The 23,626-nt window shown below is 43.8% G+C and carries 18 protein-coding genes; 7 read left to right on the forward strand and 11 right to left on the reverse strand.

Annotation, left to right across the window (positions count from 1 at the left end; all coding sequences use genetic code 11):
* Positions 1-3 precede the first annotated feature (3 nt).
* Complete coding sequence (gene pdsS, locus NWQ57_RS06445) at positions 4-2,199, forward strand: proteobacterial dedicated sortase system histidine kinase (RefSeq protein WP_306021315.1); 2,196 nt, start codon at positions 4-6, stop codon at positions 2,197-2,199.
* On the opposite strand, the gene NWQ57_RS06450 is transcribed toward pdsS, so the two are convergent.
* Positions 2,189-4,465 (reverse strand): EAL domain-containing protein, encoded by a 2,277-nt coding sequence (locus NWQ57_RS06450; protein WP_306021316.1) that lies wholly within the window; start codon positions 4,463-4,465, stop codon positions 2,189-2,191. The genes pdsS and NWQ57_RS06450 overlap by 11 nt on opposite strands.
* A 431-nt stretch (positions 4,466-4,896) precedes the next feature.
* Positions 4,897-5,448 (reverse strand): inosine/xanthosine triphosphatase, encoded by a 552-nt coding sequence (gene yjjX, locus NWQ57_RS06455; protein WP_306021317.1) that lies wholly within the window; start codon positions 5,446-5,448, stop codon positions 4,897-4,899.
* A 165-nt stretch (positions 5,449-5,613) separates the two neighbouring features.
* Between yjjX and NWQ57_RS06460 the strand changes: the two genes are divergently transcribed.
* Both NWQ57_RS06460 and NWQ57_RS06465 read left to right on the forward strand, forming a co-directional pair.
* Positions 5,614-5,787, forward strand: a complete 174-nt coding sequence (locus NWQ57_RS06460) for a hypothetical protein (RefSeq protein WP_306021318.1) — start codon at positions 5,614-5,616, stop codon at positions 5,785-5,787.
* A gap of 6 nt (positions 5,788-5,793) precedes the next feature.
* On the forward strand, positions 5,794-6,546 hold the full coding sequence (locus tag NWQ57_RS06465; RefSeq protein ID WP_306021319.1) for an MBL fold metallo-hydrolase: 753 nt from the start codon (positions 5,794-5,796) through the stop codon (positions 6,544-6,546).
* Positions 6,547-6,589: 43 nt separating this feature from the next.
* Here NWQ57_RS06465 and NWQ57_RS06470 read toward each other — a convergent pair whose 3' ends face one another.
* Genes NWQ57_RS06470 through NWQ57_RS06500 form a run of 7 tightly spaced genes read right to left on the reverse strand, consistent with a single transcriptional unit; the run spans position 6,590 to position 14,188 of the window.
* Positions 6,590-7,348 carry a DUF1080 domain-containing protein gene (locus NWQ57_RS06470; RefSeq protein WP_306021320.1) on the reverse strand — a complete coding sequence of 253 codons (759 nt, stop codon included), beginning with the start codon at positions 7,346-7,348 and terminating at the stop codon, positions 6,590-6,592.
* 52 nt (positions 7,349-7,400) lie between these two features.
* Complete coding sequence (locus tag NWQ57_RS06475) at positions 7,401-8,012, reverse strand: gluconate 2-dehydrogenase subunit 3 family protein (protein ID WP_306021321.1); 612 nt, start codon at positions 8,010-8,012, stop codon at positions 7,401-7,403.
* Entirely contained in the window at positions 8,012-9,697 is a 1,686-nt protein-coding gene (locus NWQ57_RS06480; RefSeq protein ID WP_306021322.1) for a GMC oxidoreductase, read from the reverse strand. Before NWQ57_RS06480 ends, NWQ57_RS06475 begins: the two co-directional genes overlap by 1 nt.
* A gap of 56 nt (positions 9,698-9,753) precedes the next feature.
* On the reverse strand, positions 9,754-10,692 hold the full coding sequence (locus NWQ57_RS06485; RefSeq protein WP_372340896.1) for a hydroxypyruvate isomerase family protein: 939 nt from the start codon (positions 10,690-10,692) through the stop codon (positions 9,754-9,756).
* A 10-nt stretch (positions 10,693-10,702) separates the two neighbouring features.
* Complete coding sequence (locus NWQ57_RS06490; protein WP_306021323.1) at positions 10,703-11,938, reverse strand: sugar MFS transporter; 1,236 nt, start codon at positions 11,936-11,938, stop codon at positions 10,703-10,705.
* 16 nt (positions 11,939-11,954) lie between these two features.
* A complete protein-coding gene (locus tag NWQ57_RS06495; RefSeq protein WP_306021324.1) occupies positions 11,955-13,007 on the reverse strand; it encodes a sugar phosphate isomerase/epimerase in 1,053 nt (350 codons plus the stop codon).
* An 11-nt stretch (positions 13,008-13,018) separates the two neighbouring features.
* Entirely contained in the window at positions 13,019-14,188 is a 1,170-nt protein-coding gene (locus NWQ57_RS06500) for a Gfo/Idh/MocA family protein (RefSeq protein WP_306021325.1), read from the reverse strand.
* A 293-nt stretch (positions 14,189-14,481) separates the two neighbouring features.
* Here NWQ57_RS06500 and NWQ57_RS06505 point away from each other — a divergent pair, with 293 nt between their 5' ends.
* On the forward strand, positions 14,482-15,537 hold the full coding sequence (locus tag NWQ57_RS06505; protein WP_306021326.1) for a GGDEF domain-containing protein: 1,056 nt from the start codon (positions 14,482-14,484) through the stop codon (positions 15,535-15,537).
* Between the two features lie 53 nt (positions 15,538-15,590).
* Here NWQ57_RS06505 and NWQ57_RS06510 read toward each other — a convergent pair whose 3' ends face one another.
* The gene (locus NWQ57_RS06510) at positions 15,591-16,757 is read right to left on the reverse strand and encodes a DcaP family trimeric outer membrane transporter (RefSeq protein ID WP_306021327.1); all 1,167 of its coding nucleotides are present in this window, start codon (positions 16,755-16,757) and stop codon (positions 15,591-15,593) included.
* Positions 16,758-16,979: 222 nt separating this feature from the next.
* Here NWQ57_RS06510 and acs point away from each other — a divergent pair, with 222 nt between their 5' ends.
* On the forward strand, positions 16,980-18,920 hold the full coding sequence (gene acs / locus NWQ57_RS06515; protein ID WP_306021328.1) for an acetate--CoA ligase: 1,941 nt from the start codon (positions 16,980-16,982) through the stop codon (positions 18,918-18,920).
* Positions 18,921-19,053: 133 nt separating this feature from the next.
* Complete coding sequence (locus NWQ57_RS06520; protein WP_306021329.1) at positions 19,054-19,707, forward strand: response regulator transcription factor; 654 nt, start codon at positions 19,054-19,056, stop codon at positions 19,705-19,707.
* A gap of 9 nt (positions 19,708-19,716) precedes the next feature.
* On the opposite strand, the gene NWQ57_RS06525 is transcribed toward NWQ57_RS06520, so the two are convergent.
* On the reverse strand, positions 19,717-23,139 hold the full coding sequence (locus NWQ57_RS06525) for a PAS domain-containing hybrid sensor histidine kinase/response regulator (RefSeq protein WP_306021330.1): 3,423 nt from the start codon (positions 23,137-23,139) through the stop codon (positions 19,717-19,719).
* Positions 23,140-23,361: 222 nt separating this feature from the next.
* Between NWQ57_RS06525 and NWQ57_RS06530 the strand changes: the two genes are divergently transcribed.
* The gene (locus NWQ57_RS06530; RefSeq protein WP_306021331.1) at positions 23,362-23,622 is read left to right on the forward strand and encodes a DUF4212 domain-containing protein; all 261 of its coding nucleotides are present in this window, start codon (positions 23,362-23,364) and stop codon (positions 23,620-23,622) included.
* Positions 23,623-23,626: the final 4 nt, after the last annotated feature.

The raw sequence follows: 23,626 nt of genomic DNA on the forward strand, positions 1-23,626 counted from the left end.
TCGATGGCTAAACTTCGTATTGGTATCCGCCTTAAGTTGGTCTTTTTTTCTTCCTTCTTATTTGCGATTCCCTGGTTGGGTTATCAATATGTTTGGGAGCTAGAAAGCTACTTGCGCATTGGCCAAGAACAAACCATGGTGGGTACTGCTCGAGCAGTGGCTACAGCATTACATGAAAGACCTGCCTTATTTGACGCACAATCAGCCTATTTGACCGATGTTAAAGCTGGCACCGACTTATATGCTTACAAGATTGCGTATCCTATCCAGCTTGATGGACAACTTGATGATTGGCAAGATTATCAACATCTAATGTTGGAATATGGCGCCGCATACTTAATTGACCCAGTGCAAACGTATCAACCTGCTAGCCTGAGTTTTACCCATATGGTAGGCCAGTATGATCGTTATTTGTATGCCATGTTTAAGGTTGTAGATGATCAAGTGGTGATGCGCCCTTCTAACAGTTTGCGTATTGATCGCAATGATCATTTACAAATCGCCATGACAGACGAACTCGGCCGGTTTCAACGTTACATTGTGGCTCCATTTAAAGCGGGGTGGGTAAATGCTTACTTACTCAAAGATGCCTCAGAATCATTGCTTCCTGACAAATTAGAGACGCGTATTCAAGGGCAATGGCGGAATACATCTGACGGATATGTCATTGAGCTGCGTTTTCCGCTAGAAATGATGTCGAGTAAAATTGCTTTTGCTATCGTCGATGTAGATGATTCTGTGACTCGTAAGGTACAAAACATGATAGGGACGGCCAATACTTCGCAAGTGGATTCCTTAGGTACCGTATTAGTGCCCTCTCCGGAAATAGAAAATATTTTAAAAGGCTTGCAGTACTCTAATGCTCGAGTGTGGGTAGTAGACAATCACATGCGTGTACTCGCTCGTTCCGGACAAATTCAACGGTCGTCGGGTGTGCAAAGCAATACCGACACTGGAGGCAAAAAAAGTGTGTGGACCTATATTGAAAGTGAGTGGTTGCTTCCACTTTACTATCAGGTTTTAACCAAGCCGCCAGCTGATTTTGTAGATGATTTACAAGATGCGTATGCCTTAAAAGGACAAGATATCAGTCAAGCATTAGCCGGCACCCCCAGTTCGTTGTGGCGTTTGAGTGCTGATAGTAAAGCGGTAATTTTATCTGCTGCTCATCCCATTTTTATTGATAAGAAAGTCATGGGAGCGGTTGTGGTGGAGCAAACCACCAACGGCATACGAACCCTGCGAAATAAGGCACTAGAAAAGCAGTTTCACTACTTTTTAGCGGTTATCTTAATTGGCACCTTCGCTTTATTTTTAATGGCCTCGCGTATTTCTTGGCGTATCCGTAAATTGCGTGATGAAACCGAAGGTGCCATTGATAACCATGGTAAAATTGTTGGACAAATTGTGCCATCACTCGCCCACGATGAAATCGGGGATTTGTCGCGCACATTTACCCATGTATTAAGCAAATTGGGTCAATACAATGCCTACTTAGAAAACATGGCTGCGCGTTTATCTCATGAGTTACGCACACCCGTGGCCATCGTTAATTCATCACTAGAAAATCTCAGCTCTGAATCCTTAAGTAGGGAGAGTCAGCAATACTTAGATAGAGCGAAAGAGGGGATCACGCGATTAAGTAAAATTCTAACGAATATGAGTGAGGCAAGCCGCTTAGAGCAAGCAATTCAAAGCGATGAGCGAGAACCTTTTGATGTGCAGCTCGTTTTGCAGGGATGTGTACAAGGCTATGGGTATATTTACCCAGAACGACAATTTAGCTTTGAGCTTGAAAACAAAAGTAAGCTGCCCACATTGTTGTCAGGTTCAGCGGAACTGTTCGCCCAAATGCTCGATAAAATCATTGCGAATGCCTGTGATTTCAGTCAACCAGGGAGCTTAATTGCTGTTAAATTGAGTTGCTCAGATAGATCTCTACACCTAAGTATTACCAATCTAGGGCAAAGCTTGCCTGAAAAGATGCAGGACCAACTGTTCGATTCAATGGTTTCTATTCGCGCTAAACAACATAGCGACCAGACTCATCTTGGTCTGGGTTTGTATATTGCAAAAATCATCGCAAATTACCATGGTGGCGATATAGAAATCAGTAATTTAGCTGATGGTCGTGGTGTGTCCGTTAGTCTTAACTTTAGCGCGCTTTTTAAGCCAGACAATAAGTCTTTTAGGGCTTAGACACAGTTTGGCTTTGTTTAAAGGCAAACACATTACCTACGGTTAGTAAATGACTCGCTTGCTCAACCGCTAAAGGTTTAGCAAACACATAACCTTGAAAAGTAGTGCAGCCCAAGTAGAGCAGCTTATCTACCTCTTCAAACTCTTCGACACCTTCAGCTAATATGTCGATATTAAATACTTTACACATGGCCATGATCGCTTCTACTACCTTGGCTTTGCGTTCATCTACATGGATCTGTTTGATAAATTGTCGGTCAATTTTCACTCGTTTAACAGGGTATGAAACCAGTTTAGATAAGCCAGAATAGCCAATACCAAAATCATCCAAAGTAATACAAAAGCCCCAGTTAGATAAATAACGGGCTGTGGCTAAAGCTTTGCTGTTATCTAAGCTGCGCGCTGATTCTGTTAACTCAAGCTCTAATAACTGTGGCTGGATCCGATGTTCAACGAGCGTATTAACGAGATGTTCATGGAAGTATTCTTGATCAAGGTCTGGCCCTGAAATATTAATGGCAATGGGCACAACATTTAGCCCCGCCTTTTGCCAAGTTGCAATTTGTCGGCACACATCGGTAATTAACCACTGCGTAATTAAGGCGACCAGTCCTGACTTTTCTGCGATAGGAATAAACACTGAAGGAGAGACAAATCCGAGTATAGGAGAATGCCAGCGAAGTAAGGCTTCCATACCGACTAAGCGACCATCGCCTTTTACTTTAGGCTGATATACCACACTCAGTTCGTTATTAATAATCGCTTCGTTTAGAAGTATATTGATCTCTTGATGTTCAATAAATCGTTCTAAGCTGGTGGTTTCATACAAACTGATTTGAGCCGTGCTTGATGTGACAGCGTAGAGCGCGTTATTAATTAATTTTTCTGGATTTCGCTCATTAATATCAGAAAAAGCCATGCCCACTTTAAAGTCTAAAGGAAGTTTATGCTCACTAACTAAAATGTTTTTGGGCAGTAACTCGACAAAAGATCGCATAAAACTATGAGCGTCAACCATGGATAGTTCAGTGATGATAGTTAAGTTATCTTTTTCTACTGAGCCTATCGATGCACTAATGTGCGTTTTAGCTTTCCAATGTTCGGCGAGTTTTTTCACCAGCAAGGCCAAATATTGCACACCAAATTTTTGTTCGATAAATTGCGCGTTATTAATTTTAAATGCCGCGATACAAATATTACTTTGAGGATTATCTAACTGCTGTTTGAGTTTGTTTTCAAGCCAAGTACGATTCGCCAGCCCTCCATTATCTTTTACACTTTGCTGACGGCTCAAGAGGGCCTGTGCTGTCAATGTTTTGTGCAACATAACAGATGCCGTCACGTCTTGAATCGTCAAAAAATAGTAGCCGTCTTGCAGCAACACACTGCGAGATACTTTGAAGGTCTTCATTCTGCCATTGGTTGTTCTATTGATGACACATTCATTTTTATCATTCAGAGCTAGGTCGGACAAAATAGTTGAGAGTGAAACTGGGGCTCGTAGCGATGTAAACTGGCAAAACAGTAGTTTTTCAGCTGCCTGATTCATTTCAGTGACCACACTCGTATTCGACACCACAAGCTGCGCGACTTCGGTATCAATAAATAGGGTGCGATACAGTTCTTTCTCTCGTTGCAAGTTTCGATTTTGTACGCTGATTTTTGCATTTAGGCGCTTAGCGGCAACACTTGCTCTGGCCACGGCAAGAGGAGAACAAATATTAAAAAATACAAAAATGATTGAAACGATATAGGCATTGGCATAATCGAGCAAAACGTGGTTGTCGATAAATTGATTTAACTGAAAGCCACTCAATAGGCCAATAAATGGAATAATGTTTAGCACCATGCAAATCATTCCAGCCTTAGTTCCTAATAAAATAAAGGCGGCCAAGGGCAATGAAAAAACAAAAACAGGACCTAGCATGGCAAGGATGGGAATTTTTACTATGGTATTGATGGCAATGGCTGCGGCAACAATACTAAATAACAGGCTATACGCGCTGATATGGTAGTGCCGTTTTGACAACCAGAGCTGTATGCCAGCCATGACATAAAAGGCAAGAGTGAGAGGCAAAACAACATAAAATCCAACTTGTTGGGCACTGATGCTGCTGTGAATAGCCACAAGGCTATATAAGGAATAGCCTACTATTATCATGATGCGAAGCGCACTGACTCGCCACTTTTCAATACCGTGTTCGGTATCTGCGTCATCGGTTAACAGCAAATAATTCAGAAACGTTTCTTTTGCTAATTTAAACATGGTAATTGATACTTCGCTCTAACTGCCTTCAACGCACATGGATAATAATTTATTATTTTATTTAATACGAATAGAAATAATAATTACCAGCTTTTTATAAGCCTATCATTTTGTTTCTTATTAAAAAAATTGTAAAGATGGGTAATTAATTTTCTTGTAAGTAAGTGTGCTTATCCACATCAAGTATCCTTAACAAATTGCCCATGTAAACACGTATTGCTGCAGAATTTACCTTATTTTGTTCTTAAATGTGTCTCTTTTTTGAAACGCACAGCCATATTTTGACCATATTCCTTTTTGTTGAAAAGTTCACATATGAAATTTATAGTTAACGACAGAAAAAGGTATCGCCATTGACTCACGTAGTAATGCATTTTGTAGCTGTTTCTGTTGCCCCATTTTGCTGCGATAAACATAAGTTTAGGGGACAATTACGTATTATCGTAAGGAAAAAGTTCTGGGTGTAAAAATGGTGCCAAGGCGAGTGTTATTGCTTGGGTATAATTTCCCTCACGAGTTGCTAATCCTCGAGTTAATAAGCCTATAGCGCCGCCTTTTTGTTTAATATTGTGAGTATTAAATAGACGGTCCATTACGGGCCCAAGCTCTTCACCCGCTGCTAAGGCTTGATACACTATGGGCGGTAATGGCAACATTGCACTGCGCCCTACAGACATTCGCTGTTGGTCAGCAATGGCGATATAAGCAAAGGTAACGGGACCATCTTCTAACTTATCTGCACCCCCTTCAATAGCAACATAATAATCAGCCTGATGATGCAATTGACAGTAGCTAAGGCGGTTAATTGCACCTAAACGCGTTTCTGCCGCACTCATGGGTTGAGCAGCCACGTTTGAGGGTGCGTTTATGCCTAGGCAATCAAGCTGTTCTAATTCAAAAAACTGCATAATAGCCTGTTTCGCTGCATTAATTTTCACTGGATTGAGTGAACCGACAACGACTTTTATATTTTCTGTTTTCATAAGATGAAGTGTGCTTATCCCTTAATTAAAATAAATGCTCAAATTGGGCGTAATTATTACCCAAGTGATTGAATTTATTAAAAAGTGTACTCGAATGACCTGGGTGTACATTATATAATGGCGCCTTAGAATCACTTTTGTCACCTATCTACGTGGGAAGTCATTATGCATAAAATACCGCCTGAGTCATTGATACGAACATGGGTTTGGATGATGTCCGAAAAAGATAATCCAGAATTAATGCAAAAGGGACGTCAAAATCTAATTAATGCTTTTGGAAGTTTGCAAAAAGCCATAGAGTACATTGAAAAGCAAGCTAACGTTACTGAGAGTCGATAATACCTTTTGAAATTACATCAGCTACAAGGCTACATACAGTGTGTGTATTTAGTCGAATATCCTGAAGGGCTGTTGCTTCTTGATGGCTGTTGCCGAGCTGATATTGACATGCTTAAACTTTTTATTACTGAAGAGTTGTCCCGTCCATTTAATGACTTGAAATTGGTTGTTGTCACTCATATGCACCCTGACCATGCAGGTGCTGCACATAAGTTGCGGGAGTTGACAGGCTGTAAAATTGCGTCGGCGAAAACCACTACACATTGGTATCGGGGCGTGGGGGGGCGTTTATTGCATCTCACTGACTTGTTATTAGCGGGTTGGGTTGCAGGTCGCTTGGGTAAGCCACGGAAGAATTTGTGGTATTCACCATTCTTGTACCCTGATATTGAGTTGAATGATGGTGAGGTCTTACCTTACTTTGCTGAGTGGCTAACGGTCACAACACCAGGTCATACCGATAGAGATATCTCTTTATTGCACATACCGAGTAATCGTATGTATGTAGCAGATTTAATTGTTAAGGTAAAAAATCGCTTTATTCCGCCCTTTCCTGTATTCCATCCCAATCAATATCGCGCTTCGTTACAAAAGGTCATTGGTATGCAGCTCGATGCGTTGTGGTTAGCCCACTCTGGTGAAGTAAACTTAAGTACTAGTGAGTATGAACACCTTACTACGGTTGCTCCGCGTCTTCCGCAAACACCGTGGCGCGCAACAAAAATTAAAGCCAAGTTGTGGCTCAGAAGTAGAAAATAAACCGCCAGTTTAGCCACTGGCGATTATTTTTCTGCTCGCTTAATTACAATTCACGAACCCACATATTGCGGAAGCTGACTAAGTTGCCATGATCTTGCAATTGCAATGGGGCACAACCATGGGCCACGTATTTAGGCGCACCAATCCATTCAGTACTACCTTGAATTTCCGTATGATTTTGCACAACTACACCATTATGAATCACGGTCACATAACCCGGCGTGCTGAGCTTTTCCCCTTCAAAGCGTGGTGCTTTATAGATGATGTCATACACCTGCCACGTTTGCGGCGGACGCATGGCGTTGGCTAAAGGAATGGTTTGCTTATAAACCGACGCTGCTTGGCCATTGGAATAAGTAGGATTGTTATAAGAATCTAATACTTGGATTTCATAACGTTGTTGAAAAAAAATGCCGCTGTTATTACGTTGCTGGCCCTTCATGTCAGCTGAGGGTTGCGGTACCTGCCATTCCATATGCAATTGCACGTCACAAAATGCTTGTTTGCTTTTAATGTCACCGGTTCCGGGTTTGACGGTAACTTTGCCATTATCAATGGTCCACTCTGGCACACCACCGTCTAGCGTTTCCCATTGATCTAAGTTTTGGCTATCAATCAATACGATAGCATCAGAAGGGACTTGACCGGGCAGGGTACTCACAATTGGAGGAACAGGGCTCCAGACTTCAGTTTTTTCCGCTTCTTGCCAGGGTTCTAGGGCCTTTTCTTTCGCGTAAACTGTTATATAACTTGTGCTAGCAAGCAAACCGATTGTGGCTACTGCTATGGGTAATTTTTTCATGTTTTCACCTTTACTTTATATATTTGGCTCGTCATATAGCGTCATCTGTAGATTACGTTGCCCAGGCTCGATCACCTTTTTTGTAATCTAATTCTCCATTGTATTTACCCGGAATAGCCTCAAAACGCAGCACTTCGGTAGCGCCTAACTTTGAGGTAAAAAAGCTAAACAGGGTGAGTTGTTTTATCAAAGTGAAAAAATGTGGCGTTGCGGCGTTTTCATCACGATCCTTATCGTAGGGTTTAGACGACAAATAGAACAACTCTTGCTGGTTATTAGCTCGCTTAGCGTCCTCATCTAACTGCGTTATGTATTGCAGCTTTTGCGCGGTGTCGAGCAATAAATAGGGCTTTCCAAAACGCTGCTGAGCCTGCTGATCAATAGTCACTAAACCCTGAACTAGAGCGCTACGTTCCTCTTGGGTGTAACAATCATTGGCTAAGATGAGTGCCATCAAACCGACATTGGCATCTTTAGCTCCTGGGGTATCAGTGCGAGGGATAATTACGTCGGCAACCTCATTAAATAACATCACATCATCTGATGAAAATACTGTTGAAGATAAAGGCACAGGGCTGTGAAGTTCATAGGCAAAAGCCCTACCGCCTACCATCGCAACCCCAGTGGCCGCTGCGATCATTTTGAGTAGATTACGTCTCTCCATTATAGATTCCTCTTTTTCAATTCTTCTACCGCAAAATGCGTCGCTCGTGCGGTCATTGCCATATAAGTCAAAGATGGGTTAACGCATGATGCTGAAGTCATACAGGCTCCATCGGTAACAAATACGTTTGGTGCGTCCCACACTTGGTTGTGCTTATTGAGTACGGAGGTTTTTGGATCTTTGCCCATCCGAGCAGTACCCATTTCATGAATGCCTTTACCAATGGGGGATTCACCATCCCATCCGCGAATGTTTTTAACCCCAGCCGCCTCTAACATATCCATGGCATCTTGTTTCATGTCTTTACGCATGCGCAATTCGTTTGCTTGTAGCTCCGCATCCATCGACAGCACTGGCAAGCCCCATTTGTCTTTTACGGATTTGTCTAAGCTCACTTTATTTTTGTGATCGGGTAGAATTTCGCCAAAACCGCCCATGCCGATATTCCATGCACCTGGCTCGGCCAGGGCATTTTTAAAGTCAGCACCCACACCTAATTCAGCCACATTACTTTGCCAATTCGAACGAGATGCTGAGCCTTGGTAGCCAAAACCACGTACATAATCACGTTTGTCACTCCCCCAATTGCGGTATCTTGGAATATAAAAGCCACAAGGCCGACGACCGGAGTAATACTTGTCTTCAAATCCTTCTACGGTGCCCTGCGCGCCTACTGATAAATGATGATCCATCACATTGTGGCCGAGTTCGCCAGAGCTTGAACCTAAGCCGTCTTGCCACACATCGGTAGCGGAATTCATCATGATCCAAGTGGAATTCAAAGTAGAGGCATTCAAGAAAATAATTTTACTGGTAAAAACATAAGTTTGATTCGTTTGGGCATCGAGAACTTCAACGCCCGTCGCCTTTTTACTGTCTTTGTCATACAGCACTTGGGTGACTATGGAAAATGGACGAACGGTTAAATTTCCGGTAGCCATGGCAGCAGGAAGCGTAGAAGACTGTGTACTGAAATACCCGCCAAACGGACACCCTAGCCAGCATTTATTGCGATACTGACAGCCTACGCGGTTTTGTTCAGGCATGGCTTGAGTAATATTGGCGGTGCGGCTGTGGATCATATGACGCATGCCTTTGTAGGCTTTTTCGATGCGTTTGGCCACGTCTTTTTCAACCATATTTAATGGTACAGGTGGTAAAAACTGACCATCTGGTAGAACGTCTAAACCTTCTCTAGTGCCTGCAATACCGGCAAATTTTTCAACATAGTCATACCACGGCGCCAAGTCTTCGTAGCGAATTGGCCAATCAATAGCAATGCCGTCTTTCGCGTTGGCAGTAAAGTCTTCTGCATTCCAGCGGTAGCTTTGACGTCCCCATAACAAAGAGCGCCCACCCATGTGATAACCTCTAAACCAGTCAAAGCGTTTCACCTCTGTATAAGGATGTTCTTTGTCCGTGGCCCACATACCTTGCGTTGGCTCGTTGAGGGTATATTCGCGAGCGAGTTTAGGAAAATCAGCCTTCATTTGCTGGGTCGCTAAACCTCGGTGAGGATAATCCCAGGCCTCATGAAAGGCATTGGTGTAATCCTTAATATGTTCAATGTTACGGCCTCGTTCGAGCATCAATACCTTAAGGCCTTTCTCTGCTAATTCTTTTGCCGCCCAACCGCCACTGATGCCAGAGCCGACAACGATTGCATCATAGTTATTATTTGCCATAAATTTTCTCAGTTAATCTGCTAGTTTCATTTGATGAATGTGCAATTCAGACATGTTTACACATCGCAAATATGAATAGCCTGACGCAGTGACTCAATTTTGCCTGCTTTGTCGGCTGGGGTTGGAATAAACTCTTGAGCTAGATAGCCCTTGAAGCCTGTCGCGACAATTGCGCGAGCAATCGCGGGGTAAAACAGCTCTTGTGAATCATCGATTTCATGTCGACCAGGCACGCCCGCGGTGTGGTAATGGCCAAAATATTGATGGTTTTCATTGATGGTGCGAATGATGTCACCTTCATTGATTTGCATATGATAAATGTCGTACAACAATTTAAAGTGGTCTGACCCTAATTGCTTACATAGCTCAATACCCCAAGCAGAATTGTCGGCAAAATAGTCGGGATGATCGACTTTGCTGTTGAACAGTTCCATTTGGATAACAACACCACGCTTTTCAGCGTGAGGCATAATGTGTTTGAGCCCTTTGACAGCATTTTGCAAGCCGACCTGTGGATCAATACCCCGCTTATTGCCACTGAAGCAAATCAAGTTGGTGTAACCCGCATCGGCCACCAAATCAATATGGCGCTGATAACGTTCAATAAGCTGGGCATGGAATTGTGAATCGCCCCAACCATCGGTCAAATTCAGTTCTGCGCCATTACACATAGAAGAGTCGATGCCAAATTCTTTAAGCGTGGGCCAGTCTTCTGGGCCAACTAAATCGATGGCGTTAAAACCCAAGGTTTTAACGGTTTGGCATAATTCTGCGATCGATAAATCACCGTAAGTCCAGCGACTAACAGAGTGAAGTACATTGCCCTTAAGCGGGGTATCAGTTGATGTTGATGACGTCATTTCTAGCGCGTTTGAAAAAGATGTGTGAGACAGCAATCCAGCGCCCGCCGCACTGACTGCAATATTTTTTAATAATTGACGCCGTGAAGCAGGCAGCGACATATTCGGAATGACTTTATCTTGATGCGTTGACATAAGGTTTTCCTTATTCATGGTGTGCAGATAGGGGCTGTTTGTTACGCATAAACCAATAGAACCCACCAAAAGCTACAATTAACACCAGAGGGAATACAATTAAATTGTTTAAGGCTGCATGGCCTGATGCTAACACTAATTCATTACCAGTAAGGCCCGCCGCTTGCGCTTCTGTCGTGGCTGAATCTATCCAACCGCCGATGATAGGGTTCCAAATGCCCATAGCAAACATACCTGCACCACCCATTAGTGACATACCTAGGGCCCCTGTTTTGGGCGTGTATTCGCTGGTACAACCAATCATGGTTGGCCAGAAGTAAGTAATGCCTAAGGCAAACACAACCGCGGCAAAATACACGGCCGTACCTTGTAACTGGGTCATTAAGAAAAGGCCTAAACTTGCTAATATTGCTGACACAAACAACACCCCGGGAGGACTAAGTTTATGGACTAAGGGACCTGCGTAAAATCGACCTAAGGCCATGATCCCAGTAATTAGCGCCAAAATAAGCATAGGGGTGGCACCTGATGCACTGAGTATTTGATTAATCCACTGCCCCGGACCAAATTCGCTGACTGCAGTCATGGTCATGCATACTGCTAAAAAGATGTAGATTGGATTAACCAAGGCTTTTAAATTGCCGCTGGTGGAGTCTACTTCGCTCTCTAGCTCAGGAAACTCAAAACCAAGCATCAAGAAACCGTAAATTGCAGTAGGGATTAACATGGTGGCGACTTGCGCTTCCCAACCTAAACCTAATTGCGTCATACCGGCGGAAACTAATGAGCCTATTACGATACCGCCTGGGAACCAAACGTGAAACTTGTTCAACATGGTGGTTTTATTATCAGGAAATAACTGGGCAATAATAGGATTACAGCCTGCTTCGACCAAACCATTGGCAAACCCCACTAAAAAGGTTGAAATCATCAAACCCCAAAAGCCATCGGCCACAATGGTTAAGATCAAACCTAAGGCATGACCAATGAATGCTAACCAAACGATAAGTTTGGCACCTATAGCATTATACAAAGCCCCACCAAACATCATTGCCAAAGGAAAACCTAAAAAGGCCATGCTGGCTATCCAGCCCAGCTCTTTGCCGCTTAAGCCGTATTGTTGGCCTAACTCTCCTAAAATGCCTGCGCGAATAGCAAAGGTCATGGCAGTAACGATAAGCGCTATACAACTTATGTTAAAAACCCGTTTAGCCGTTTTATCTGAAATGGTATGTGTGGCGTTCATTATTATTTCTCTTATGTTAAAGGCCGAGTATTTTGTTGTTTAATGCAAGGTCTTCACCTTGACCCGCAAAATCGTCAAACGCTTTTTCAGTGGGACGAATAAGGTGTTCAGCAATAAATTTAGCGCCTTCTGCTGCGCCATCTAAGGGGTGCTTGATACAGCATTCCCATTCCATCACAGCCCAGCCGCGATAGTCATATTGGGTCAGTTTGCTAAAAATACTTTTGAAATTAATTTGACCGTCGCCCAAAGAACGAAAACGTCCTGGCCGGTCAATCCATGATTGATAACCACCGTACACACCTGCACGACCAGAAGGCGTAAACTCTGCATCTTTGACATGAAAAGCTTTGATGCGTTCATGATAGATATCGATAAACGCAAGGTAGTCAAGTTGCTGCAATACAAAGTGGCTTGGGTCATAGAGTATATTGGCGCGGCTATGCTGCCCCACATTGTCTAAAAAGCGTTCAAAGGTCACACCATCATGTAAATCTTCACCAGGGTGGAGTTCGTAACAGACATCCACACCTGCTTCATCAAAGGCGTTTAAGATGGGCAACCAGCGTTTGCCAAGTTCGGCAAAACCTTGCTCAACTAAACCAGCAGGTCGCTGCGGCCAAGGGTAAAACGTGTGCCATAACAATGCGCCAGAAAAACTTGCGTGGCTAGTCAAGCTCAATCGCTGACTGGCTTTGGCCGCGTATTTCATTTGTTGAATAGCCCATTCTGTGCGCGCCTTCGGGTTGTTGTGTACCTCGACTGGAGCAAAGCCATCAAACATCGTGTCATAGGCGGGGTTCACGGCCACTAACTGCCCCTGTAAATGGGTCGATAGTTCTGTTATCACTAGGCCATAGCTTGCGGCAATACCTTTAATCTCATCACAATAGGTTTGGCTTTCAGCTGCTTTTTTTAAGTCAAATAGACGTCCGTCCCAAGAAGGGATCTGAATCCCTTTAAAACCAATACTCGCGGCCCATTGGCAAATTTCGGGGAAACTATTGAAGGGGCTGTCATCGCCGGCAAATTGCGCTAAAAATATGCCTGGGCCTTGAATTTTCTGCATGATATGAGTCCTTAAACTTTTGCTGTCGTGGTGAAGCGTAGCCATTTTTCAGAAGATTCACTGGCTAGCACGCTGTTTTCAATAAATGCCATGCCTCGAATGGCTTCATCAATACCTGGCACATCAAATAAGGCATTAGTGGCAGTTTGCTTGTTTTCAAAGGCACGAATTTGGTTTACAAAATTGAGGTAAATATTGGCAAAGGCTTCTAAATAACCCTCTGGATGACCGGCAGGGGTGCGCGTGGCGGCTTGCGCTTCAGCACACATTTCGCCTACTCCGGTGCGAATTAATTGAGTGGGGGCACTATTAGATTTGAGCCATAAGCTGTTTGGCTCAAGTTGCGACCATTCTAGGCTGGCTTTGTCGCCATAAACTCGCAAACGTAAGTTATTTTCGTCACCGCTTGATATTTGACTGGCCAACAGTACGCCTCGGGCCTTGTTATCAAATCTAAGTAAGATACTGCCGTCATCGTCTAACAACCGGCCAGGCACTACCGAACCTAAATCAGCGCACATTTCGGTGATTTTTGCACCTGTTACATACTCTGCAAGATTCGCTGCATGCACGCCAATATCACCCATACAGCAACTGATACCCGCTTGCTTAGGGTCGATGCGCCACGCAGCTTGCTTGCCGCCATCATTGTCTTTGTTGGCTAGCCACCCTTGACTATATTCCACTACAATTTTGGTGATTTTGCCTAGAGCACCACTGGTGGCTAAATGTTTTGCTTGTTTAATTAAAGGGTAACCGTTGTAGGTATGAGTTAAGCCGTAAAGCTTGCCTGACTCTTTCACAACATCGGCCAGTGCTAGCGCTTGGTTTAAATCAAAGGTGGCTGGTTTGTCACTGAGTACATGAAAGCCAGCTTCTAACGCCGCTTTTGCGACCGGAAAATGCAGATGATTGGGCGTAACGATTACGACAAATTGCATGCGTTGCTCGGCAGGGAGCTTGGCTTCTTCATTCATCATCTGTTGATAGGATGGATAACAACGCTGTGGCTGAATAAATAACTCAGCACCTGACTGGGCACTTTTTAGCGGATCTGAACTGAAGGCTCCACAAACTAACTCAATCTGGCCATCTAAATTGGCCGCCATGCGATGCACTGCGCCAATAAAAGCGCCTTGGCCGCCACCAACCATGCCCATGCGTACTTTGCTTGTTGCCATATAAAACCACCGTCCGTTTATTCACTTACACAAAAGTTAACACAATGTTAATGATGTTAACCCACGCTGCTTCAGAAAAGCTAAGATAAATTCGGCATTTCAATGCAACAAAATCGGCGTTGTTGATTTTTAAATTCTATGATGGTTTGATGCTTTATCCTTATATAACAAGGTTGTTAGCCTTAGTCTTCGGTTAAAAAAACAGAGGTGTTTGGTACAAAAAGACTAAAATCTGTTTTTTATATAATTAATTAGTACAATCGATTTATGTATGGTTAAGGTTTTAGGAAAACGTGCAAACACTTGATTTACGCCATCAAATGGTGAAAGCGACCTTACTGATTTTATTTGTGGTCGTTCTTTTTGCCACCATTTTTGTACCTCTGGTGGTTAAGCAAAATGATTATTTTACCTATATGGGCCTGTTTAATTCTGCTCTTTATGGGGTGATGTATGCAGTGGTTAGCCGCACTAAACCGGCACGCTGGCATGCGCTTTTAGTCTGTGTCGGCTGTTTTACTACCCTTGTCCCTTTAGTGGTCATTTCGGGTGGCGTGAACAGCCAGTTTGTCGTGCTGTTTCCTATGATCCCCATCCCCTTGGCGCTAATGTCAAACAGTAAAGTGTCGTGGTGGATAAGTGCGTTCATGATTGTGTTGATTTTTAGCCTATTACTGTTGAAAGACGCTTTGCCAGATTTGACCAATGAAGTGGTGTCTTTACAGAAAAGTCGTTCGAGAGCTATTTGGGTGTCGTTTGCCATCATTATTAGTGCGACTTTTGTGATGTATTTTGACCGCATCAATCGCTTGTTGAGGCACAGACTTATTCAGCAGGCCTTTGAAGATGACTTAACCACGATCGCTAACAGGCGCAGTATTATGCAAATACTGCAAAGTAAACTTGTTGCCGCACATACACAGCCCATTGCGGTTTTGATGATTGATGTGGATTACTTTAAGCAATTTAATGATAAATATGGGCATTTATTAGGAGATGAATGCTTAAAAGCCGTTGCCCAGAGTATTAAGCGCAGCATACGACAAGGGGTTGATGATGTTGGGCGGTATGGCGGAGAGGAGTTTTTGGTTATATTAGATAATGTAGCCGCTGACAACGCGCTCAACATTGCTGAAAAAATAAGAGCCAATATTGCTTTGCTGCGTATTGCGGGCCCAGATGGCAGTGCCATCACGGTCACGGTAACAATCGGTTTGTGCTGTGTGACAGTGCCCAAGCGAAAAAGTGCACAGACAATACTGCAACAAGCCGACCAAGCTTTGTATCAAGGCAAGTTAACTGGGCGTAATCGAGTGGAAATATATAATGAGGGGCCTGTACTCAACTAATTGCTGCATCATAACAACATGCCACTCGTTGCTGGCATGTTGTTACCTTTAGTTTAAAAACTGTACATGGCAGAAAATTGTAAGCGGTCCATATCACCATCAGCACCGCTTTCTAATTCACGAGTGGCTTTGCTGTATTCACCACCGAACGTGAGCTCTTTAGTAGGTGAATAGAGTAAGTTCAGACGAACACTCGATGTTTTTTGGGTGGTATTTACGCCCGTTAAACTCACATCGTTATCCGCGTCAAGGGCAGAGTAAGTTAGGTTACTGCGCCATTGTTCGTTCCAAAGATGGCGATAGGCCACTGCAATGCCAGTTACATCAATAGTTTGTAGTTTATTATTGCTGTCTAGTACCGCGCCATTCACGGTATTTAAGCCAATATATCGGCCTAAACCTTTGCCACTATTGAGCATAAAACGAATGTCGTCTTGGCCTAACATGACTTTGCCGGTTAAGCTAATGCCGTAACTTGCGGTACTGGTGTCAATATCAGCGCCATTTTGTTGGTCAACGTAGCTCAGTTCGCGTAATAAACCTGATACTTGCACATAGCCCCAATCTTGCTTCATGGTGTAGCTGGCAGCTAAATCAGGCACAGTACTGTCGTCGCTCACGATGCGCGCGCCGCCGCCAAAAGGAGTAATCGTGGACTCGGGGTTTTCTAATGCAATGGCAAACCCCTTGTTTGAATAACGCACCATGGTTTGACGACCAAAAATAGTACCATCAGTCGCCCCGATGAAATCCAGAGTTTCTGGTAAGGCTTTCACATCTTGAAAGGTTGACCACGTTTGACCGATTAACCAATTGTTGTATTGAATATAGGCATGGCGAATACGCGGCTCGTAGGAATTACTGACTCTTTCATTCCCATCTGGGGTGGTTTGAAAATCAAACTCTAATACACCTACCAGCTTGTCTCCTGAGCTTAAGGCGGTATTGGTAGTGAAACGAAAACGAGACTGTCGAATATGCGCATCAAATTGGGCATTTTCTTTGACGCCGCCAACCGGTGTTAAGCCAGGAATATAAAAGTCTCGGCCAACGTTACCTGAGCCAAGTGTTCCATCGCTGTAGTCGCTGACGATAGCGTCAGCCTTAAGGTAGCCACTAAAACCTACGTCAGTGGATTCTAAAACAGAAGCAGTGGTAAAGGCTGAAAAACTGAGGCTTGATAGGCAAGCAGCGTAATAAATGGAAGCGGACTTATTCATGTAAATTTCTCACTGTTGAATTGAACATGACAGATAATGACCCACTTAAAAGCAATTAAGTATTAGCAAATAGTCTATTAGACTTAAGTCTTAGGTGAGCTCAGTGCTTGAGATGATTTGAACGGACGAATCTCGTTGGGGGAGCTAAGACCAAAGTCTGATTTTATCTTAGTGGTTTCGCGGTATAGTACATCGAAAATAGTATGGAAATAGAGGAACATTATGGTAGCTACACTTTATCCAGTGCCTGAGCAGGCCAAGTTAAACTCACATCTTACGCCTGCAGAGTTTCAGCGTATGTATAAGCAATCAGTTGAACAACCCGATGTTTTTTGGGCAGAGCAAGCAAAGATGCTTGATTGGTACAAACAGCCAACACGCATTAAAAATACCTCTTTTGATAGTCATAATGTACATATTAATTGGTTTGAAGACGGTGAGTTGAATCTTAGCTACAACTGTATCGACAGACATTTAGCGAGTCGCGGCAATGTGACAGCGATTATTTGGGAAGGTGACGACCCACAATCCCATAGTTTAATTAGCTACCAAAAATTGCATGACGAAGTATGTAAAATTGCCAATGGTTTAAAAAAGCTCGGCGTTAAAAAAGGCGATAGAGTCGCGATTTACATGCCGATGATCCCTGAAGCGGCATACGCCATGTTGGCGTGTGCCAGAATTGGTGCGGTTCACTCTGTTATTTTTGCGGGATTTTCACCGAATGCCATTGCAGACCGAGTTGAAAATTGCGATGCCAAAGTGTTGATCACAGCAGATGAAGGTCTACGGGCAGGCAAAGTTGTGCCCTTAAAAACCAATGTGGACGAGGCCTTCACTACCCATGATTGTCCCTCCATTGAACATGTTGTGGTTTTTAAACACACAGGCGGGGCCGTTAAATGGCAAGCAAATGATGTGTGGTGGCATGACTTAGTGTCTGACTGCGAAGCGACATGTGAACCCACAGTAATGAATGCTGAAGATCCGCTATTTATTTTGTACACATCAGGCTCGACCGGCAAGCCCAAAGGGGTAGTGCACACAACGGGGGGCTATCTGCTATATACCGCGATGACTCATAAATATGTATTTGACTACCACCTTGGCGAAATCTATTGGTGTGCGGCGGATGTAGGTTGGATCACCGGACACAGTTATATGGTTTATGGTCCTTTGGCCAATGGCGCAACAACCTTATTGTTTGAAGGGGTGCCTACTTATCCCGATGTAAGACGGATAGGGCAGATCATTGACAAGCACAAGGTCAATATATTGTATACCGCCCCAACGGCTATTCGCGCTTTGATGGCACACGGCACATTCCCAGCCGAAGGTATTAGTGGCGAATCTTTGCGTTTATTAGGTTCAGTGGGCGAGCCCATTAATCCTGAAGCATGGCAATGGTACCACTCAGTGGTGGGTAAGGGGCGGTGTCCTATTGTGGATACGTGGTGGCAAACTGAAACGGGTGGCATGATGATTTCACCCTTACCCAGTGTGACAGATTTAAAACCGGGCTCCGCCACACAGCCTTTATTTGGTATACAAGCCGCCTTGGTGGATAACGAAGGTAACGAAATTGATGGGGCCTGTGAAGGAAACTTAATCATCAAAGACAGCTGGCCAGCGCAAGCTCGCACGGTGTATGGCGATCATGAACGGTTTGTACAAACTTATTTTAGTACTTATCCGGGGAGTTATTTTACGGGTGACGGTGCCAGACGTGATGAAGACGGGTATTTTTGGATCACGGGACGCGTAGACGATGTACTCAATGTCTCTGGACATCGCTTAGGTACAGCTGAAATTGAAAGTGCCTTGGTTTCTCATCCTGCGGTCGCTGAAGCTGCAGTAGTCGGTTATCCTCATGATTTAAAAGGTCAGGGTATTTATGTTTACATAAGCCCCGTTGAAGGAATAGAAGTGACCGAGCAACTGACTCTTGAAGTCCGAAATTGGGTTCGTAAAGAGTTAAGTCCCATTGCAACACCTGATCTAATTCATTGGACAAGTGGCTTGCCTAAAACACGCTCTGGAAAAATTATGCGCCGTATCCTGCGCAAAATTGCTGCTAATGAACATCAGAACTTGGGTGATACCTCTACACTTGCGGATCCGTCAGTGGTCGAAGCACTAATTGAAAAACGCCTAAATCGCTAGATTTAGCAGGCCCATTAACGCAAAAAGGAATGTTTTGGCATTCCTTTTTTATTTTTGCCATACAACGATAGGCACTGAGCAACACTCTTGTTAACATGGCTAATCGCTATGTTTGTAACAATTAGGTAACAGTATGATCACATTGTTGGTAGCCGATGACCATCCGCTTTATCGTGATGCGTTGCGCGGCGCATTATCCAAGAATATCGATGAATTAAACTTACTCGAAGCAAGTAACTTAGATGAAACCGTTAACTGTTTAACGACCACCGAAGTGGATTTACTCTTGTTTGACTTACATATGCCAGGCAGTAGCGATTTGTTTGGTTTGATCCATATTCGTAAGTTATTCCCAGATTTGCCGGTCGCCGTTATTTCCGGTCTGGAAGACATCAACATCGTGGCTAAGGTAATGCAAGCGGGCGCCTTAGGATTTGTACCTAAAACCAGTAGTGCTGAACAATTGGCTCAGGCGGTGCGCACGATGCTAGCAGGTGACCTATGGCTACCTGATTCGATGCCCTCTGGTGTTACTGAAATGAACGAAGCCTTCAGTCAGTTGGCTCAACAAGTATCAAGTTTGACACCTGCCCAGTATAAGGTTTTGTGTTTGTTACGTGATGGCTTGTTAAACAAACAAATTGGTTACGAACTTGAAATAGCAGAAGCAACGGTGAAAGCGCATATCACGGCCGTCTTCAAAAAGCTCAATATTAATAATCGTACCCAAGCGGTCTTAATTGCCTCACAGTTACAGCTTAATTCATCCAGTTTACAACATAGCTGAGCCTTGTTGTCAGTTGCTCACCACGCTGGATAGAAAAGCCCGTAAACGTGCAGGTTTAATAGGTTTACTGAGATACACAATGTCCATGTCTAAACATAATTGCTTGATTTCATCCTCTTGATTGGCACTGAGCAACAGCGCTGGAATAGTCGTGCCGCTGTGTTGGCGCAATAAACCAATAAGCTCAATACCATTGAGGGTATCTTCTAATTGATAATCAACCAGTAATACGTGTGGCTTAGCATGGTCAAACTGCTGTTTTGCACGTTCAACGTTGTTGGCTATGAGTGACTTAATTTGCCATTTAGACAACAAGGTTTGCATGGCGTCTAAGTTTTCTTGTTTATCATCAATACACAGCGCCACCAAATTACTAAAACTACTAATTGAGCGAGGTGCGCTGCTCACCGACTTGTGTTGTGCAGTGCCTAAGGGCAAAGAAAAACCAAACACACTGCCTCTACCCAGTTCTGAGCTCAGCGTGATTTTGGCATCAATTTTTTCAGCAAGACGCGATACCACGCCTAGACCCAGACCAACGCCGTGTTCCTTATTATTACTTACACGGTAAAAGTCATTGAACACCTGTTTTTGCTGTTCATCAGAGATGCCCAAACCACTGTCCCAAACTTGCACCAGCAACTGGCCATTGCGCTTGCGTGCACTAAACAGTATGTGCCCCGAATCGGTATATTTAACGGCGTTTGATAATAAATTTTGGACGATGCGGAATAGGTAGGTGCGGTCGGTATTGACCCAAACATCGGCGACTCTGACTCTAAGCCTCAGATTCTTTTTAGCCGCCATCATTCTGGTTTCATCTATCAATGGACTGACTATTTCGACAAATGAATGCAGCCCCATTTGGGCCTGTAAGCCACCTTGGTCAAGCCGAGCAATATCTAACAAGGTGCCAATCAAGGTTTCGCTTGAGTCAATGCTTTCACTGAGCTTTTCTATGATGGCGTCGACTTCATCAGGTTTAGCCATTTCATTAAGGGCTGATAAATATAATTTTGCGGCGTTAAGGGGCTGCAAAATGTCGTGACTGGCCATAGCTAAAAAGTGCGTTTTACTGCGATTTGCTTGCTCTGCTATTTTCATTGCCTTGGTCAGTTTCACCTCTAATTCAGCTCGTCGGGCAATTTCTTTGTGTAGCTCGGCGTTGATAGCTTGCACTTCTTCACTGCGTTTTTGCACGCGAATTTGCAGGTCGATATTGGCGTCTTTTAATGCCTTTTGAATTTCGACATGTTCAGTCACATCACTAAAGCTGGTAACAAAGCCGCCACCGGGTAACGGGTTGCCAACCATTTCAATCATCTTGCCATCGCTGCGTTGACGAATGAAGCGGTGTGCGTGACCTAAACGCATATGTTCTAAGCGTTTATTAACCAAATCATCGATATCGCCTACACCACATTCACCCCGCAAGGCGTTGTAGCGCACCAGTTTTTCGATAGGCGTGCCAATGGTGATAAGCTCGTCTGGATAGTCAAATAAGTCCATGTAGCGTTTGTTCCAGGCCACCAGATTGAGCTCCTTGTCCACCACACTGATACCTTGATCGATGCTTTCCAACGAAACAAGCAAAGCGCTCATATTAAATTGCATGGCTTGAGTGGTTTCATCGAATACATTAGCCATTTCTTCGAAATCTAATTTTCGCCCGTTTAGTGCACTGTCTAACAGCGCTTTTGCGGTAGAGGCGCCGAGTACCCCACCTAAGGCCCGCTCACAGAAGGCCAAAAAGTCTTGATCCGGTGGTTCATATGGCTCGACCTTGGTTGCAAAATTTAACTCATAATCACAAAGCAAATGTTGGCAACGGCTCTCTCCTAAAAAAGTATTCATTAAGGTCAGTAAATCAATGGCTTGGGTTTTTCCTAAACGTCTTTTGGTTCGAGGGGTGAGCGCTTCTTTAGGCGCAACAAAGGCTAAGGCTTGAATTTTGTCTGCTAGGCGCTGATTGGCAAGAAGGGAAAAAACAATGTAGGCAATGGTATTAAAGGCCAAGCTAAGCATCGCACCTTGGGTGATGTCGTCAGATTGCAAAACATTAGTCTTGGCCACTCCAGAATCAAGCCAGGGGACAATCAACCATAAAATCCACGATCCGATACCCGCGATAAAACCCGCATACACGCCGTGGGCATGGCCTCGTTTCCAATACAAGCCGCCAACTATAGAAGGCAGCAGTTGCACCACTAAGGAAAATGCGAGTAAACCGAGAGAGGAAAGGGGGCTGGCATCAGCGATTTGTTGTTGGTAAAAAAACGCCAGCAATAAAATGGCGCCAATCACCAACCGGCGAATATGCAAGATCTTGTTAGTGTAATCGACACTGTTTTTGTCAAAGTGAGTGTTTGCTAACAATTTGGGCATAATCACATCATTGGTTAGCATAGTACTCAAGGTGAGCGTCGCCACAATGATCATGGCGGTGGCAGCAGATAAACCACCAATAAACACCAAGCACTGCATGACAAAGCTATCGGATAAAACGGCAATACTCAGGACAAAGGTATCTGGCTCGATAGTCGTGTGCGCAAATAGATTTTGCCCCGCTAATGAGATAATGGGGATAGTAATAGCAATAATGGTTAAATACAGCGGAAACAGCCAGCGCGCGGTTTTAAGATGATCCAAACTTAAATTATCAACAATAGCGACGTGGAATTGCCGCGGTAAACATATCACCGCTGCCGCCGCCATAAGCGTTTGTCCCCAAAAGGAACTGGTGTGAAAGGTGGCTAAAGCGTCGTTGTTGGTCAGCGAGCTTAGTACAAAGTCGCTAGTCTGTTGCTTCCATAACACCACCCCGACGATTGCCACAACCACTAAGGCGAGTAGCTTGATCGTTGATTCAAACGCAATGGCCAACATCAACCCTCGGCGATACTCAGTTACATCGGTGTTTTTAGTACCAAAAAATATAGAAAAGATAGCAATGGCGACCGCAGACAAAAAGATAACTAACTGGCCGTTTACTTGTCCCGACAAGATGATAAACGCAGAGCCAATGGCTTTAAGTTGTAAGGCGATATAGGGAATGGTGGCCAACAGGGCAATAAGGGTCACCATTAAAGCAACGGTTTGTCTTTTGCCGTAACGAGAAGAAATAAAGTCTGAAATGGTTGTGATGTGCTGCTTTTTGCTGACTAAAGCCAATTTATAAATAAACCGATATCCAAACAGGTACAGCAAAATAGGGCCAAGTAATATGGGTAAATAATTCCAATTGGTGCGCGTTGCTTCACCTACAGAGCCATAAAAGGTCCACGCGGTGCAATAGATAGCTAAGGCTAATGAATAGATTGCAGGATGATTACTCAAGCGTTTAGCTTGGGTGCTGTTTTTTTCACCCCAACGCGCCAGTGCGAACAGTCCTAACAAATACGTTAAGGCGATGACAACCCATGCTATTCCCATCAAAAACGTCCTCTGTTAGCAGTATTAGTCTTTTTCATTTATTGGTGATTAATCTTTTTAACCTGTTTTGTCGTGCCACTAATTTTAACATCATTAACTATTTTGCAACCTACGACCATGGTCGCATTTCATCATCCATTATAAAAGTCTAGAGTTGAGCGCAATAGCAACACTTAGATGGAAAACACCTGTGTCAATTAACATCATTTTTAGGAGGTTTACATGAAAGATGACCAAAGTAGTCATGCATATTGGAGTGCAACACTCGCTCTGCTAGGCAAAATACTGGTTATTTGGTTCCTTGCGTCGTTTGGTGCCGGCATTTTGTTTGCCGATTTTCTGAATAACTTTAGCCTTGGGGGTTACCCCTTAGGATTTTGGTTTGCACAACAGGGTTCAATATACATTTTTATTGCGTTGATTTTCTATTACAAAAAGAAAATGAACGAGCTAGATGTGCGCTTTGACGTGCACGAAGACTAAGGAC

Origin of the sequence: Paraglaciecola sp., assembly GCF_030730205.1 — a bacterium.
Classification (GTDB): Bacteria; Pseudomonadota; Gammaproteobacteria; order Enterobacterales; family Alteromonadaceae; genus Paraglaciecola.

Excerpts from the sequence above, each read along its gene's own strand:
- pdsS (WP_306021315.1), top strand. The coding sequence starts at position 4 with ATGGCTAAACTTCGTATTGGTATCCGCCTTAAGTTGGTCTTTTTTTCT.
- NWQ57_RS06450 (WP_306021316.1), bottom strand. The coding sequence starts at position 4,465 with ATGTTTAAATTAGCAAAAGAAACGTTTCTGAATTATTTGCTGTTAACC.
- yjjX (WP_306021317.1), bottom strand. The coding sequence starts at position 5,448 with ATGAAAACAGAAAATATAAAAGTCGTTGTCGGTTCACTCAATCCAGTG.
- NWQ57_RS06460 (WP_306021318.1), top strand. The coding sequence starts at position 5,614 with ATGCATAAAATACCGCCTGAGTCATTGATACGAACATGGGTTTGGATG.
- NWQ57_RS06470 (WP_306021320.1), bottom strand. The coding sequence starts at position 7,348 with ATGAAAAAATTACCCATAGCAGTAGCCACAATCGGTTTGCTTGCTAGC.
- NWQ57_RS06475 (WP_306021321.1), bottom strand. The coding sequence starts at position 8,012 with ATGGAGAGACGTAATCTACTCAAAATGATCGCAGCGGCCACTGGGGTT.
- NWQ57_RS06480 (WP_306021322.1), bottom strand. The coding sequence starts at position 9,697 with ATGGCAAATAATAACTATGATGCAATCGTTGTCGGCTCTGGCATCAGT.
- NWQ57_RS06485 (WP_372340896.1), bottom strand. The coding sequence starts at position 10,692 with ATGTCAACGCATCAAGATAAAGTCATTCCGAATATGTCGCTGCCTGCT.
- NWQ57_RS06490 (WP_306021323.1), bottom strand. The coding sequence starts at position 11,938 with ATGAACGCCACACATACCATTTCAGATAAAACGGCTAAACGGGTTTTT.
- NWQ57_RS06495 (WP_306021324.1), bottom strand. The coding sequence starts at position 13,007 with ATGCAGAAAATTCAAGGCCCAGGCATATTTTTAGCGCAATTTGCCGGC.
- NWQ57_RS06500 (WP_306021325.1), bottom strand. The coding sequence starts at position 14,188 with ATGGCAACAAGCAAAGTACGCATGGGCATGGTTGGTGGCGGCCAAGGC.
- NWQ57_RS06510 (WP_306021327.1), bottom strand. The coding sequence starts at position 16,757 with ATGAATAAGTCCGCTTCCATTTATTACGCTGCTTGCCTATCAAGCCTC.
- acs (WP_306021328.1), top strand. The coding sequence starts at position 16,980 with ATGGTAGCTACACTTTATCCAGTGCCTGAGCAGGCCAAGTTAAACTCA.
- NWQ57_RS06520 (WP_306021329.1), top strand. The coding sequence starts at position 19,054 with ATGATCACATTGTTGGTAGCCGATGACCATCCGCTTTATCGTGATGCG.
- NWQ57_RS06525 (WP_306021330.1), bottom strand. The coding sequence starts at position 23,139 with ATGGGAATAGCATGGGTTGTCATCGCCTTAACGTATTTGTTAGGACTG.
- NWQ57_RS06530 (WP_306021331.1), top strand. The coding sequence starts at position 23,362 with ATGAAAGATGACCAAAGTAGTCATGCATATTGGAGTGCAACACTCGCT.